This is a genomic window from Streptomyces sp. NPDC002520, from assembly GCF_053595235.1.
This window is the reverse complement of the sequence record NZ_JBSFXG010000016.1, coordinates 186,555-200,644: the sequence shown is the minus strand read 5'-3', so window position 1 is coordinate 200,644 and position 14,090 is coordinate 186,555. Positions and strand designations below refer to the sequence as shown.

General features: G+C 68.9%; 15 protein-coding genes and 2 pseudogenes. 12 read left to right on the top strand and 5 right to left on the bottom strand.

All coding sequences use genetic code 11. The features are described 5' to 3' along the window. Nucleotides 1-413, bottom strand: a pseudogene (locus ACWD5D_RS23390) (transposase); the annotation flags it as partial. A 449-nt stretch (nt 414-862) separates the two neighbouring features. Between ACWD5D_RS23390 and ACWD5D_RS23385 the strand changes: the two are divergent. The 6 genes from ACWD5D_RS23385 (at nt 863) to ACWD5D_RS23360 (ending at nt 4,588) form a co-directional block, all read left to right on the top strand. After that, entirely contained in the window at nt 863-1,204 is a 342-nt protein-coding gene (locus tag ACWD5D_RS23385; protein WP_451374667.1) for an ArsR/SmtB family transcription factor, read from the top strand. 68 nt (nt 1,205-1,272) lie between these two features. Beyond that, complete coding sequence (locus ACWD5D_RS23380; protein ID WP_451374676.1) at nt 1,273-2,916, top strand: SulP family inorganic anion transporter; 1,644 nt, start codon at nt 1,273-1,275, stop codon at nt 2,914-2,916. Next, on the top strand, nt 2,913-3,329 hold the full coding sequence (locus tag ACWD5D_RS23375; RefSeq protein ID WP_451374666.1) for a pyridoxamine 5'-phosphate oxidase family protein: 417 nt from the start codon (nt 2,913-2,915) through the stop codon (nt 3,327-3,329). Before ACWD5D_RS23380 ends, ACWD5D_RS23375 begins: the two co-directional genes overlap by 4 nt. Further along, nucleotides 3,326-3,751, top strand: coding sequence for an ATP-binding protein (locus ACWD5D_RS23370; protein ID WP_451374665.1), 426 nt, complete (start codon nt 3,326-3,328; stop codon nt 3,749-3,751). The genes ACWD5D_RS23375 and ACWD5D_RS23370 overlap by 4 nt, the downstream gene beginning before the upstream one ends. Nucleotides 3,752-3,771: 20 nt before the next feature. Beyond that, complete coding sequence (locus tag ACWD5D_RS23365) at nt 3,772-4,173, top strand: STAS domain-containing protein (protein ID WP_451374664.1); 402 nt, start codon at nt 3,772-3,774, stop codon at nt 4,171-4,173. Between the two features lie 49 nt (nt 4,174-4,222). After that, complete coding sequence (locus ACWD5D_RS23360) at nt 4,223-4,588, top strand: zinc ribbon domain-containing protein YjdM (protein WP_451374663.1); 366 nt, start codon at nt 4,223-4,225, stop codon at nt 4,586-4,588. 86 nt (nt 4,589-4,674) lie between these two features. Here the strand turns inward: ACWD5D_RS23360 and ACWD5D_RS23355 are convergent, their stop codons facing one another. Continuing rightward, nucleotides 4,675-5,025 carry a hypothetical protein gene (locus ACWD5D_RS23355; protein WP_451374662.1) on the bottom strand — a complete coding sequence of 117 codons (351 nt, stop codon included), beginning with the start codon at nt 5,023-5,025 and terminating at the stop codon, nt 4,675-4,677. 411 nt (nt 5,026-5,436) lie between these two features. Here ACWD5D_RS23355 and ACWD5D_RS23350 point away from each other — a divergent pair, with 411 nt between their 5' ends. Together ACWD5D_RS23350 and ACWD5D_RS23345 are read left to right on the top strand one after the other, a co-directional pair. Next, the gene (locus ACWD5D_RS23350; protein ID WP_451374675.1) at nt 5,437-5,799 is read left to right on the top strand and encodes an ArsR/SmtB family transcription factor; all 363 of its coding nucleotides are present in this window, start codon (nt 5,437-5,439) and stop codon (nt 5,797-5,799) included. Between the two features lie 258 nt (nt 5,800-6,057). Continuing rightward, the gene (locus ACWD5D_RS23345; protein WP_451374661.1) at nt 6,058-6,843 is read left to right on the top strand and encodes a class I SAM-dependent methyltransferase; all 786 of its coding nucleotides are present in this window, start codon (nt 6,058-6,060) and stop codon (nt 6,841-6,843) included. Here ACWD5D_RS23345 and ACWD5D_RS23340 read toward each other — a convergent pair. Beyond that, nucleotides 6,808-7,940, bottom strand: a pseudogene (locus tag ACWD5D_RS23340) (IS630 family transposase). The gene ACWD5D_RS23345 and the pseudogene ACWD5D_RS23340 overlap by 36 nt on opposite strands. A gap of 281 nt (nt 7,941-8,221) precedes the next feature. On the opposite strand from ACWD5D_RS23340, the gene ACWD5D_RS23335 reads away from it, so the two are divergent. After that, on the top strand, nt 8,222-9,826 hold the full coding sequence (locus tag ACWD5D_RS23335) for an IS1182 family transposase (protein ID WP_451374660.1): 1,605 nt from the start codon (nt 8,222-8,224) through the stop codon (nt 9,824-9,826). A gap of 103 nt (nt 9,827-9,929) precedes the next feature. Here the strand turns inward: ACWD5D_RS23335 and ACWD5D_RS23330 are convergent, their stop codons facing one another. Next, nucleotides 9,930-10,808, bottom strand: coding sequence for a GNAT family N-acetyltransferase (locus ACWD5D_RS23330; RefSeq protein WP_451374659.1), 879 nt, complete (start codon nt 10,806-10,808; stop codon nt 9,930-9,932). 283 nt (nt 10,809-11,091) lie between these two features. On the opposite strand from ACWD5D_RS23330, the gene ACWD5D_RS23325 reads away from it, so the two are divergent. The 3 genes from ACWD5D_RS23325 (at nt 11,092) to ACWD5D_RS23315 (ending at nt 13,258) form a co-directional block, all read left to right on the top strand. After that, complete coding sequence (locus ACWD5D_RS23325) at nt 11,092-11,751, top strand: IS3 family transposase (RefSeq protein ID WP_451374658.1); 660 nt, start codon at nt 11,092-11,094, stop codon at nt 11,749-11,751. Then, nucleotides 11,748-12,485: a hypothetical protein gene (locus tag ACWD5D_RS23320; protein ID WP_451374657.1), complete on the top strand. Its 738-nt coding sequence runs from the start codon at nt 11,748-11,750 to the stop codon at nt 12,483-12,485. The genes ACWD5D_RS23325 and ACWD5D_RS23320 overlap by 4 nt, the downstream gene beginning before the upstream one ends. Nucleotides 12,486-12,982: 497 nt before the next feature. Further along, nucleotides 12,983-13,258, top strand: a complete 276-nt coding sequence (locus tag ACWD5D_RS23315) for a helix-turn-helix transcriptional regulator (protein WP_451374656.1) — start codon at nt 12,983-12,985, stop codon at nt 13,256-13,258. A 238-nt stretch (nt 13,259-13,496) separates the two neighbouring features. Here ACWD5D_RS23315 and ACWD5D_RS23310 read toward each other — a convergent pair whose 3' ends face one another. Continuing rightward, nucleotides 13,497-14,090: an SUKH-4 family immunity protein gene (locus tag ACWD5D_RS23310; protein ID WP_451374655.1), complete on the bottom strand. Its 594-nt coding sequence runs from the start codon at nt 14,088-14,090 to the stop codon at nt 13,497-13,499.

The following is a 14,090-nucleotide window of genomic DNA, read 5'->3' as shown; positions in this document are numbered from 1 at the left end:
AGGGGCGATCTTGCAGTCGTGCTCGGTCAGCACGCGGCAGATCGGCTCGACACCGCCGAAGCGGTCCCGGTGCTCGTCGATGAACGCTACGAGCGCGTGTGTGGCCGGTCGAGCTCGGCCGCGAAGAAACTCGCCGCAGCCTTCAGGATCTCGTTGGCCCGCTTGAGCTCTGCGTTCTCCTTCTTCAACCGCTTCAGCTCGGCCGACTCCTCGGTGGTCACGCCGGGCCGCACGCCGGCGTCGACCTGGTCCTGCCGCACCCACTTGCGCAGCGTCTCGGTCGTACCGATGCCCAGTTTCTGGGCGACCGCTTTCATCGCGGCCCACTCGGTGTCGTACTCCGGCCGCACCTCGGCGACCATCCGCAGCGCACGACGGCGCAGCTCAAGCGGGTACTGGGAAGAACCTGCCATGACTCGATCCTCTCAAATGATCGAGTCCCTACCGAACCCGGAACGGTTCAAAGTGGAATGCTCCGGTTGGCCACGAGCCTTCGTCAGTGGAACCAGACGACGAGGCACACGTTGGATGCGCCGTGCAGATCGCTGAGCGTGCGCATCACACTCCAGGCGGGTCCCCGGTGCGAGTCGTGCGAGAGACCACGGCGGCGAAAGTCCGGAGATGTCCGTGGCGTACAGCACCGGGCGCATCGAGCATCTGCTGGCCGAAGGCGCCGGCACCTTCACCGCACCGGCAGCGGTGCCCTCACGAGCAGGACCAGGGGCACCACCCCTCCATGAATCAACGAATTGCGAAATTCTGCAATTCGTTACATGCTGTGTTGGCTGTGTCCGCAGGTAGCCGCGGGCACAGCGCCAGACGACACCCCGAGGGCTCGGGGCGGTGAAGGGAGTTCCAGGCCGTGCCGGTTCCGCTGTATCAGGCCAAAGCCGAGTTCTTCCGGATGCTCGGCCATCCGGTGCGCATCCGGGTGCTGGAGCTGTTGCAGGGCGGCCCGATGCCGGTACGGGACCTGCTGAGCGCGATCGAGGTGGAGCCCTCGGCCCTGTCGCAGCAGCTGGCGGTGCTGCGGCGCTCGGGCATTGTCACCTCGGCCCGGGAGGGCTCGACCGTGGTGTACGAGCTTGCGGGCGGGGACGTGGCGGACCTGATGCGGGCCGCCCGGCGGATCCTGACCGAGATGCTGGCCGGGCAGAACGAACTCCTTGCCGAGCTGCGCGAAGCCGAGGTCACGGCCTCGTGAAGACGCTCCTCACCCAGGCCGTGGGCCGGGTGCGTGCCCTGCTGCCCGCCCGCGCCGACTTCGCGGTCATGGGCCGCGATCCGCGTCGTGACCTGCTCGCCGGGCTCACCGTTGCCATCGTCGCGCTGCCGCTCGCGCTGGGCTTCGGCGTCTCCTCCGGCCTCGGCGCCGAGGCCGGGCTCGCCACCGCCGTGGTGGCGGGCGCGCTCGCGGCGCTGTTCGGCGGCTCGAACCTGCAGGTCTCCGGTCCGACCGGCGCGATGACGGTGGTGCTGGTGCCGATCGTGGCCCAGTACGGGCCGGGCGGGGTGCTGACCGTCGGGCTGATGGCCGGGGTCCTGCTGATCGCGCTCGCGCTGCTGAGGGCTGGCCGCTACATGCAGTACATCCCGGCGCCGGTGGTGGAGGGCTTCACCCTCGGTATCGCCTGCGTCATCGGCCTCCAGCAGATCCCGAACGCACTCGGGGTGGCCAAGCCGGAGGGCGACAAGGTCCTGGTGGTCACCTGGCGGGCGCTCGAGGAGTTCGCGAAGGCGCCGAACTGGACCGCCCTCGCCCTCGCCCTCGCCGTGGCGGCCGTGATGCTGCTCGGCGCGCGGTGGCGGCCCACCATCCCGTTCTCCATCGTCGCGGTCATCGCCGCCACCCTCGTAGCCCAGCTCCTCCACCTGGATGCGGCCGCCCCGATCGGTGACCTGCCCTCCGGACTGCCCGCCCCCTCACTGGCCTTCCTGGATGTGTCCGCGGTGGGCTCGCTGCTCGCCCCCGCGATCGCGGTCGCAGCTTTGGCCGCATTGGAGTCGCTGTTGTCGGCGACGGTCGCGGACGGAATGACGGTCGGGCAGAAGCACGACCCGGACAAAGAGCTCTTCGGGCAGGGCATTGCGAACCTGGCCGCCCCGCTGTTCGGCGGCGTCCCCGCGACCGCGGCGATCGCCCGGACCGCGGTCAACGTCCGCACCGGCGCGGGCTCCCGCCTCGCCGCGCTGACTCATGCCGCCGTCCTGGCCGTGATCGTGTTCGCAGCCGCCCCGCTCGTCTCCAAAATCCCCCTCGCCGCGCTGGCAGGGGTGCTGCTGGCGACCGCGATCCGCATGGTCGAGGTCGGCGCGCTGCGCGCGATGGCCCGCGCCACCCGCTCCGATGCGATCGTCCTGGTCCTGACGGCCGTCGCCACCCTCGCCCTGGACCTCGTCTACGCGGTCATCATCGGCTTGGTCGTCGCGGGCGCCCTGGCCCTGCGGGCCGTCGCCCGCCAGGCCCGCATGGACCAGGTCGACTTCAAGGCAGATCTTCCCGGGGAGCACAGCGAGGAGGAACACGCTCTCCTGGCCGAGCACATCGTGGCCTACCGGATCGATGGGCCGCTGTTCTTCGCCGGCGCCCACCGCTTCCTGCTCGAACTGTCCGAAGTGGCCGACGTGCGGGTGGTGATCCTGCGGATGTCGCGGGTCACCACGATGGATGCGACCGGCGCCCTGGTGCTCAAGGACGCGGTCGACAAGCTGAACCGGCGCGGCATCGCGGTGATGACCTCCGGGATACGCCCCGGCCAGCGCCAGGCCCTCCAGTCGGTCGGCGCGCTGGACCTTCTCCAGCTGGAAGGCCGCGAGTACGCCACCACCCCCGAGGCCATCGCCGCAGCCCGCGCCCACCTGCACCACACCGGCGTCCTGCCCGCCGCCCCCGTCACCGAAGAAGCTTCCCGATGACCACCCCCACCGCACGCCACATGGTCGAGGTCTCCGGCACCGAGGCTCTGTGGCTGCTGGAAAGCACCACCCAAGGCCGCCTGGTCTATGTTCAGCGCGAGCAGCCCGTCCTGCGCCCGGCCGTCCACATCCTGGAGTACGGGCGCCTGATCGTCCGTACGCCCGCGCAGGCCGCCGCCCTGTCCACGAGGGCCTCGCTCACCTACCAGTCGGACGAGATCAAGGTGGCCGACGGCACCGGGTGGACGGTCACCGCCACCGGCCCCACCGAGATCATCACCGACCCGGACGAGGCCGGCCACTACCGCCGTACGCTGCCCGGCTGGGCGCACGGCCCGCACGACACCCTGGTGCGGATCCGCCCGCAGACGGTGACCGGGTTCCGCCTCGCCCACGCCGGGGCCGCCCGGTGAGCACTCAGCTCGAATCCTTGCCGCTGCGGCATGTGCTGACGCTGCCCGCGATGGGCTCGGCCGTACGGATCGCCCGCGAGACCACCGAACAGGTCCTGATGGAGTGGGGCATCAACCGGCGCCATCCCACCGTGGATCCGGCCCTGTTGATCCTGTCCGAGCTGGTCACCAACAGCGTCCAGCACGCCGCCGTCCTCTCCCCGAACGTCACCGTCATCTACGCGGCCGGAGCGGACACGCTCGCGTTCGCCGTCCACGACCGCCATCCCTACCAGCCCGCCCTGTTCTCCGCGGCCACCGGAACGGGCCGCGGCGGGCTAGGCACCGTGATGGAGCTGACCCTGGGCCTGGGCGGCACCGCCGTCATCCGCGGCGACGCGGACGGCAAGGGCAAGACCATCTGGATCACCCTCCCCCTGTAAACAGATCGAGGCAGCAGCCGATGACCATAGAGTGGCGCTACACCACCCACCCCAGCCTGGGTGTTCTCTCCCTGGCCGGGTACCTGGGCCCCGACGCGGTGGCCCGGTTCACCGGCGCGATCGGCTGGGTCCTGGCCCGCGGGAATGGGCCGGTCATCCTGGACCTGACCGAACTGCGCGGCTGGTCGGCCGGCGGACAGACGGCCGTGGCCCAGGCGGCCCGCCAACTCGCCGACGAGGGACGCCGCCTGGAACTCGCCGCGATCCCCGCCGACGGCTCCCTCGTGCCCGACGGCGCCCATCCGCCGATCCCCGTCCACGTGGACCTGCCCGCCGCCCTCACCGCTCACCAGGCAGTGCCCGGTGAGCAACGGCAGTGGTGCAGCGACGCATGGCCCGGCACCCGCGCCGCGACGCCATGACACCCGATGTAAGCGAAGCAACGAACAAGGCAAGGAAACCCAGAACACCATGAGCGATGCGACCCAGGCGCTGCCGCCGTGCCCCGAGTGCTCCAGCGCGTACACCTACGAGATGGGCGCGCTGCTGGTCTGCCCCGAGTGCGGCCACGAGTTCTCGCCCACGTCCGCCGAAGATGCGGGCAGCGACGCCGCGGATGGGGTGATCCGGGATGCGGTCGGCAATGTACTCGCTGACGGCGACACGGTCACGGTGGTCAAGACCCTGAAGATCAAGGGCAGTCCGTCCGGCATCAAGGCGGGCACCAAGGTGCGCAACATCCGCCTCGTGAACGGGGTGGACGGCCACGACATCGACTGCAAGATCGACGGCTTCGGCCCCATGCAGCTCAAGTCCAGCGTGGTCAAGAAAGCCTGACCACCCGTCGATCACGCACGGAATGCAGACCCAGGTGGACTCGTCCCCGGCAAAGGACGGGACCCTCGCATGTCGAGGCCGGGCGCCTACTCGGGGCCCGTCTCCAGGGCGTTCAGGGCGGCATCCAGATCGCTATGGACGGTGATCGGGATCAGCCGGTTGGCGGCCAGGGTGCCCATCGGCAGGGCGCCCACCCCACACAGGGCGAGCGGACGGGGCCGGCCCGACAGGCGGCGGGCCAGGTCCAGGACGGCCACCTGGCCCTCCGGGCTCCAGCCGAGCAGCCCGCTGACCTCCAGGACGACGGGGCCGCGGGCGCGGGCCAGCACCCAGGCGATCGCGCCGGTGAAGCGTCCGGTGCCGTCCGCACCGAGGAAGCCGGCCAGATGCAGGACGCCCGCGCCACGCCGTTCCTCGTAGTGCCGGCTGAAGCTCATGGCCGCCTTCGCAACGCAGGTCAGCCCTCGGTGTCGGCCGGCTTGCCGGCACGGGTCGTACGGGAACTCTGCCCGCTGTAGCCGGACAGGATGCCCACGCGGATCAGGCGATCGTGGCCGTGCCCGGGCAGTTGCCGTCCTCACCGACCGCGGCCGGCAGGCACTTGAGACGGCAGGCCCGGCACTTCAGGAGGTCTCCCTTTGAGCCGGGTGGTCGTGGGATACGCACCGAACCCCCCTCTCGCGGCTTATGGAATTGCTAATGTTAGCAATTGCCGAGGTCATCACGTGGGTGTGCAGGGGCGAGGATGTCCCCATGGGAATGAGTTTTAGGCGGATGCGATGCACGGTGCACGCGCGGCAGCGGTTCTCCGGCACCCCGGCGACCTCCACGGGCGCGGGACGGGCGCGGTGAACGCGCCGCTGTACCAGCTGAAGGCAGAGTTCTTCAAAACCCTCGGCCACCCGGTCCGGATCCGCGTGCTGGAACTCCTCAGCCAGCGCGAGCACGCCGTCTCCGAAATGCTGACCGAGGTCGGTGTCGAGGCGGCCCACCTCTCCCAGCAGCTGGCCGTGCTGCGCCGCGCCAACCTCGTCACCCCCCGCCGCGAGGGCTCGGCCGTCTATTACTCCCTGGCCAATCCCCAGGTGGCAGAGCTGCTGCGGGTCGCACGGACCATCTTGTCCGGGGTCCTGGCGGGGCAGGCCGAACTGCTGGCCGGCCTTCAGGCCGCCGAACCCGACGCCACACTCCAGCGACGCCGGCCGTCCTAGTGTGATGCGCCAGACAACGTTCGCCCTGTAGCCCCGCTGGAAAACTCGTCAAAATGGTGTCCCCGCCGCAGCCCTGGATGCCCCCATTCTGGCTCCTGATGGATGGCTGGGCGGACGCGGGGTCGGGGTCTGGAGTGGGTGCTTGCCGGTGACCTCCGGGGCTCGCAGCAGCTCATTCCAGTCGCCGCAATACACCGCCTGACCTGGCCTTTTGCCATCCTCGCTCCTATGATCGACGTCGGTCGAAAGGGGGGCCGGATGGACCGGACCGTACGCACCGTCGAGGACGTTCTCGCACTCTTGGACGGGCTGTTCACATCCGAATCCGAGGCCGGCCGCTTGGGGACCGGCGACGGCAAGGACTTCTGGGACCGCTTCTACGCCGACCGGTCGAGGCCGGTCCCGTTCTTCGCGGCGAAGCCCGACGAGAATCTGGCCGCCTACCTCGACCAGGGGCTGATCGCTCCCGGTCGGGCCCTTGACCTGGGGTGCGGGGCGGGCCGCAATGCCCTGCACCTCGCGTCGCACGGCTTCGAGGTGGACGCCGTGGACCTCTCCCCGGTGGCCATCGCCTGGGCCGAGGACCGGGCTCGCCAGGCCGGGGTCGACGTCCGCTTCCTCTGTGGTGACGCCTTCGCCCTCCCCACCACCGAGTTGACCGGCCCGTACGACCTGGTCGTCGACTCGGGATGCTTCCACCACCTGTCGCCGCACCGCCGGGTCAGCTACCTGGCCCTTCTCGACCGCGTCCTGGCCCCCGGCGGTCATCTCGCGCTCACCAGCTTCGCCGCCGGCGAGCAGGGCATGGGGTTGGAGATCGCCGACGCGGACCTCTACCGCGAGCGTGATCTGCAGGGTGGCCTCGCCTACACGCCCGAATCACTGCGCCGGATCTTCTCCGATCTGACAGAGGTCGAACTGCGGCGCATGCGGGAGGAGCCGCCCGAGTCAGCGCTGTTCGGCGTGACCTTCCTGTGGACCGCGTTGTTCCGTCGGGGTGCGGCTGCCTCAGGCGACGTTCGGCCTGTTCACGACGTCGCGTAGGCGCTCGTCCTGGGCGTGCTTGTTCCGCCAGATGATGTAGCGGCGGATCATGCTTCCCTTCTCCTTGTGGCTGGCGTGGTCGGTGCCGTCGAGGGTGAAGTAGCGTAGGGCGGTGAACTGGGCCTCGATCCGGTTCAGCCACGAGGAGTTGGTCGGGGTGTAGGCGATCTCGACGTTGTTCGCCTCGGCCCAGTTGGCGACCCGGCGGCACCGTTTCGTGGTCAGGTGCGGCGAGTAGTTGTCGCACACGATCGCGATGCGCTTCCCGATGGGTGCAGGGAGCGCAGGTAGCGGCAGAACTCCAGGAACTTGGAGCGGTTCTTGGTCTTCTTGATGTGGCCGTAGAGCTGGTCCTTGCCCAGGTCGTAGGCGGCGAACAGATGCCGGACACCGTGCGGGCGGGTGTAGGTCGCACGGCGGCGGGGCCGTGGCTCGCGGTCGGGGTCCTTGTACTTGCCGCCGCGCTCGGCCCACTGGCGTCCGGGGTGGGGCTGGAGGTTGAGCGGGCCGAACTCGTCCATGCAGAAGACGACTTCGGGCTCGCCTTCCTCGGGGACGACCTCGCCGTCGGCGATCGCGTAGAGGTGCTCGACCCGGGCCTTCTTCGCGGCGTAGTCGGGGTCGTTCGAGGACTTCCAGGTCTTCACGCGTTGAAAGGAGACGCCCTCCTCGCGGAGCAGGACCCGCAGGCCCTCGTGGCTGATGTCGTCGACCACCCCCTCGGCGACCAGGAAGTCGGCCAGCTTGACCAGGCTCCAGGTCGAGAAGGGCAGGCCGTGCTCGGACGGCTTGGACTTGGCGATCTTCTTGATCTCGCGGCGCTCGGGCAGCGTGAATGTCCTGGGGCGCCCACCCCTGTACTTCGGGTAGAGCGAGTCGAAGCCGTCGGCGTTGAAGTTGTGGATCACGTCACGGACCCGGTCCGGGCTGGTGAACGTCACCGTCGCGATCTTGTCGACGGGCATACCCTGCGCGGACAGCAGCACCATCTGGGCGCGCCGCCACGTCACCACCGACCCGGTGCCCCGGCGGACGATCCGCAGCAGCCTCTTGCCCTCACCGTCGTCGATCTCACGCACCCGCACCAGTTCAGCCACCAGGACAGCGTGGCCGACGCGCGCCGTCCGGGCCCGTAGCCGGACGGCGTGTCACAAAGAGGCGAACGTTGGCTGATGCGGCACTAGCTTGACTCTGTCGGGGATCTTGGAGTTTTCCGGTCCAGCGGCGTGATCAACATGGATGCTCGGTACTGTACTGCAGGCCGATGTAGCTGTTGGGGTGTGCGTTGTTCCTCCGTTCCCGTTCCGGTGAGCAAGTCCCTTCTCTGACCGCGCAGATCGCGCGGGCGAGCAACCCGCACGGTACGACGGCGATGTAGGTGCGGGACCGGTTGGACGGGCTGTGGCACGACGAGGACTTCGCCGGCTGGTACCCGCGCGACGGCCGTCCGGGTCTGTCGCCCGCCCAGCTGGCAACCGTTTGCGTGCTGCAGTTCGTGCTGGGGCTGTCGGACCGCCAGGCGGCGGAAGCGGTCCGCTGCCGCATCGATTTCAAGTACGCGCTGGCCATGGAACTGGACGATCCCGGTTTCCACCACAGTGTGCTGGCCGACTTCCGCGAGCGCCTCACCCAGGACGACCGCGCCGACCGACTTCTCGATCTGGCGCTCGCCCGCCTGAAGGAGGCTGGACTCGTACGCGAGCGCACCACGCAGCGCACCGACTCCACCCACGTCCTGGCCACGGTACGCGACCTGACCCGGCTGGAACTGCTTACCGAGGCCGTCCGTGCCGCGCTGGAAGAAGTTGCCCGCACGGCCGAGCACCTGCTGGTCGGCCGGGTCGACGAGGAGTGGGGGCGCCGCTACGGCCGTCCGGTCCGCCTGGGCAAGGACCCCACCCGGCCCAAGACCAGGATCCTCGCCGCCGGCGACGACGCCTGCCGGCTGCTGGAACTCCTTCACCAGCACGAACCGGGCTACCGGCCCGGCCCGCAGGCCGAGGCCCTGCGGCAGATCGTCGTGCAGAACTACTACCGCGACGCGACAGGCCGCCTGCGCTGGCGCACCGCCGACGACGGTGGGCTGCCGCCCTCCTCCTCGGCGGTCGTCTCCCCATACGACACCACGGCGCGCTACGTCCGCCACGGGCACATCATCCGCTGGAAGGGGTTCGCCGCGCATGTCACCGAGACGTGTGCCGCCGGCAGCGTGAACGTAATCAAGGACGTGGCCACCACCTCGGCCGCCACGAACGACGGACAGGCCCTGCCCGGCATCCACACCCGGCTGGCGTGTCGCGGACTGCTGCCCGCCGAGCACCTGGTCGACGGCGGCTATACCTCCCTGGTCCACCTGGAACGAGCCGCCCGCACACACCAGGTCACCGTCAGCGGCCCGCTGCCGGGCAACCCCACCCGCCAGCACAGCAAGAACGAGGGCTTCGACCGGGACGACTTCCATATCCATTTCGACCGCCGGCAGGTCACCTGCCCCCAGGGCCAGGTCAGCCAGGGCTGGCACGGCCCCTACCCGACGTCCTCGCCCACCGCCGCCCCGCTGATCGTGGCCCGGTTCACCAAGAGCCAGTGCCGCCCCTGCCCGGTCCGCACCCGGTGCACCTCCACCGCCGACAGCGCCCGGACCGTGGGCTTTCCCCCGCGAGAACTCCGCGACCTGCAACTCCGCGTCCGCGCCGAGCAGCAGACCCTCGACTGGAAGACCCGCTACGCGGTCCGCTCCGGAGTCGAGGGCACCATCAACGAGTTCGCCCACGGACACGGCATGCGCCACTGCCGCTACCGAGGCCAGCCGAAAACCCATCTGCAACACGTACTCACGGCCATCGCCGTGAACATCGAACGCCTCAGCGGCCTGCCACCGACTGAGGAAACCCCCTCACCACGGCCACCGACCGCCTTCCAGACCTTTCTGGACCGGCACGGCATCCCCCGGTCGAAGTCCTGGCGAACGCTGGGCAGTTGACCTCGACCGCTCCAAGATCCCCGACAGAGTCAAGCTAGGGCCTGTTGCGAAAGTGCTGACGGGCCGGACGAGGTGATGCCCAGTCCGGCCCGTTCGTTCGTCTCTACAGGTCGAGCTGGTACTGCAGGGTCGTGTGCGTGGGCACGTAGCCGAGGCTGTCGCTGATGTGTCTCATGTGCGTGTTGCTGTCGGCGGTGTCGGTCAGGAGGCCGCCGAGGTCTGGGTAGTGGCCGTGGGCTTGTCGGATCGCCTCGGCCTTCATCCATCGGCCGAGGCCATGCCCGCGGTGTTCGGGCAGCACGCCGGTGCCGTAATGCTGGCCATCACCCTTGCCGTTGCCGGGGACGACGAGTTCCGTGAACCCGGCGATCGAGTCGTCGGAGGTGTCGATGGCGACGACGGTGTGCAGCTGGTCGCCGCGGTCTTCGACGGCCTTGGCCGCGGCCCGGACCCGGTCCACGTCCCAGATCGTGATGCCGTGGTCGGTGTCGTCCATGGGCATGTCGTCCATGGCGCGGCGTGAGTCGGCGAACGTCTGGGCGAGGTGGTCGGGGACGGTTCCCTGCCATGACGCCAGCCGGTAGCCGGGATGCGGACGTTCGATGATCTCGGCGAGGGCGGTGGTGTCCACGTCGGCCAGTGGCAAGCGGGCGTACCTCAGGGTGAGGACCTTGCGGAAGCCGTGGGCCGGCAGGAAGTGGTCGCCGGGCGACCCGGCCCCGGCCTGCGCGACGACGCAGCGCCGGGCGTTGTCCCTGGCGGCGGCCACGGCGGTGCCGAGGAGCTGGGAGCCAATGCCCTGGCGGCGCTCCACGGGATGGACGTGGAGGGTAAGTTCGGACAGGTGCTGTTGTCCGCCCTCGAACAGGCGCAGAAAGGCCGCCCCGACAGGGTTGGCATCGGCGTCGGACGCCAGCCATGCGAGGCGCCGGCTGTGTGCCCCGTGAGCGGGGTCGGTCAGTGGGGTGATGCGGAGCGACAAGGTGTTGTCCCCGTCGTGAGGAGGTGGCAAGGGTCAGTACGCGGGCTCAATTGCTGGGCACTCCTGCGCATGTGCTCCACACCTCCTCGTCGACGTGCCGGTCCGGAACGATATGGACGGCTGGGAGAACTTAGCTGGCCCATCAGCTCCGTGGCAAAGGGTTAACTGAAGGCGGCTGCGACTGTGGTCACAGCCACTCATTGATGGCTGCGGGGCCTCCCCCTGAGTGGTGGACACGCTGATACTGGATCTGTTTGATCCGGAGGAAGTGAGAACACCGCCGATGGCGATGAACGAGAAGCGGATCGCCCGGATCATGCGGACGTTCTCCATCACCGGCATCCGCCTGCGTAGACGCGTGCGCACCACCGTCCCGGACCCGGCAGCCTCACCGGTCCCGGACCTGTTCCAGCGGGACTTCACCGCCACCGAGCCAGGGCGCAAATACATGGGCGACATCACGTATCTCCCGCTCGCAGGCGGGGAGTTCCTCTATCTCGCGACCGTGCTGGACTGCTTCAGCCGCAAGGTCGTCGGTTGGTCCATCGCCAACCACATGCGCACCGGCCTGGTCGCCGACGCACTGCGGATGGCGGCCTCGACCCGCGGCGGCCTGGACGGCGCCGTGTTCCACTCCGACCACGGAGCGCAATACGGATCCCGGGCCTTCGTCGGCCTCTGCGACCAGCTCGGGGTCACACGGTCGATGGGCACGGTCGGCACCAGCGCCGACAACGCGGCCTGCGAAAGCTTCCACGCCTCCCTGAAACGCGAGACCCTCCAGGGCGCCCACGACTACGGCGACTCCGATACCTGCCGCAGGACCGTCTTCGCGTGGCTGACCCGCTACAACAGCCGCCGCCGACACTCCGCCAACGGCCATCTCAGCCCCAACGAATACGAACACCGACACCACACCGCTAAACTCACGCTCGCCGCGTGATCAATAACCGCGTGCCCACCTTCACGGGGAAGGCCCCACACGGCGCTCCCCCACCCCATCGACGCCGCACAGCACCACCGCACTTCACCATCACCGCCCAAGGCGAAAGCGTCGGATTCCTCGTCCTCCAAGAACAGGACCGCAGCGAACACATCCCCACCGACAAAGAACTCGCCGACGCCAAGAAGCACTCATGGATGCGCATCCCCCGCTTCGACTGCACCCCCTCCACCCGCCTGCGATTCATCCTCAGCGGCGGCAGCCCGCATCGCGCCAGCGAATGGGCCGACATCCCCGACCGGCCACTGGAAGACCAACTAGCCGAAATCGCGCAAGAAGTCGGTCTCCGCGGCGAAGCCGCAGAACGTAAACGCCGCGCAGACCAGCAAGTCAGAGAGGCACAGCAGAAGCGCTGGGAAACCGCAATGCAGGAAGCCCGCGCCGCATACGCCCACGCCTTCCGCGTCAAACACCTCGAAGCACAAGCAGATGCCTGGCACCAGGCCAAGCGTCTGAGCGAATACGTCACAGCGGTACGCGACCACGCCACACCCCTGCCCCCTGGACAGGAAAAGACCGAGATCGAGGCGTGGCTCACCTTCGCGGACGCCCGCCTCCAACACCTCACCGAGTCCGCCACAGCGCCAAAGCTGCCCACACCGCCGAAGCCCAGCGGCGACGACCTCAAGCCCTTCCTCGGCCACTGGAGCCCGTACGGACCCCGCTCCCACTGAGCCCCAAACCCAGCCATAACCGACAGCGCTTCACCAGGAGACGGCAAAGAAGGAGCCCCGACAGACCCCACCCGACGCCCCGTCACCTGCGAGAAAGACCGCCTGACGCCCCATCAGAACGTGCGTCAAACGTGCGCCAGAGGGGCCTCTCGTGCGTCGAATATGCGTCAAGATATCGCCTGTAACGCCCACAGCGCACATAATGCACACTCGGCGAAACCGCAGGTCAGGCGCCCTTTTCGGCAGGCTCAAGGATCGCGACGCACTCAACATGGTGGGTCATCGGAAACACGTGGAGACAATGCCGACGGCCCCAACCAGCAATGCTGGCGACGATTGGGCCCGTTGCAACTCACCCCCAAGGCTGAGCGGAGCAGGGTATCCGCCAGTGCCCGGTTACCGAAACCGGGGACTCCTCGGACTATTGGCAGTCCACCGCGCCTCCCCGCTTCCCCACCGCCGGAAGCAACCAAACCCGAAAGGCACTGTTGACAGGAATGCCCAGCCAGAGCAGCGAAACGCATTACAGCCCGTTCAGCCCCGAGCACATCCGCGCCACCTGGAGTGGGACCGCGAGCGTCGAGGGCGCCGCCCAGGCGTTCGGCTTGTCGAGATCGAAGAGCTACGACCTTGTTCGCCGCGGGGAATTCCCCTGCCGCGTGCTGCCGATTGGCCGCACCTCCCGCGTCGTCACCGCCTCGCTCCTCCGCGTACTCGAGAGCGGCGAGCCGGAGTACAACGGAGCCTCCAGTGCAAGCCCCAATCCAACATGACCAACTACACGACGACGCCCCGCCGCAGCAAGCCGGCGGGACGTCGTCGTATCAGGTCCCCGCCTACGCAGGCCCCCCGCCGGAGCAAGCCGACAGGGGTCCTCACCTGTCACGAGCGATCACAAGCGATCACAGGCGGATCACCAACCCCACGGACGCACTCACGCCACAAGGCTCTGATCTGGACTTGCGCGCCCACCCTGGACCAACTGGACGCCTGCGGACGGTTTCTACGACATCAGATGGCGTCGTTCTCGACGTCCTCGTACACCCGGTCCCACCAGGTGGTGGCCTCGTCGGTGAACGCGGCCGGGTCCTGCTCCCTCAGCTTGCGGGCGATCTCCATGCCGAAGGCGACCCGCGCCTCCTCCGCTGGGTCCTCGTCGTCCTCGTCGTCCTCCGGTTCGAGGTCGTCGAAGTCGTCGAGGTGCTCGTTCCGGTGGTCCCACGCGGCGAGCGCGTCGAGAAACGCGATCAGGGACGAGTTGACGAACCGGGGTTCGGGCAGGGCCGGGTCCAGCAGCACGACCCGTCCCTGCCCGTCGAGCACATACTCGAACACGTACGAACCGCCGAGCTGCGTCTCGTGCTGTCCGAGCCGCCAGAACGACCCGGCGGCAGCCGAGCCGACCCGGGTGAACGCGCCGCCCTGGCTGCTGGGATAGAACATCCCGTCCACTTCTTCCGGCAGCCCGTACTCGCGCGCGGCCTCCAGGGCCTTGCGCACGGGCTCGGGCCACTCGGCCGCCGACGACAGCGCGTCGGCGTCGAGGCCGAGAGTGCCGGCCTCGTCCCATGAGGTGGCTGTGAGCCACTGCGGCACGTACTCCAC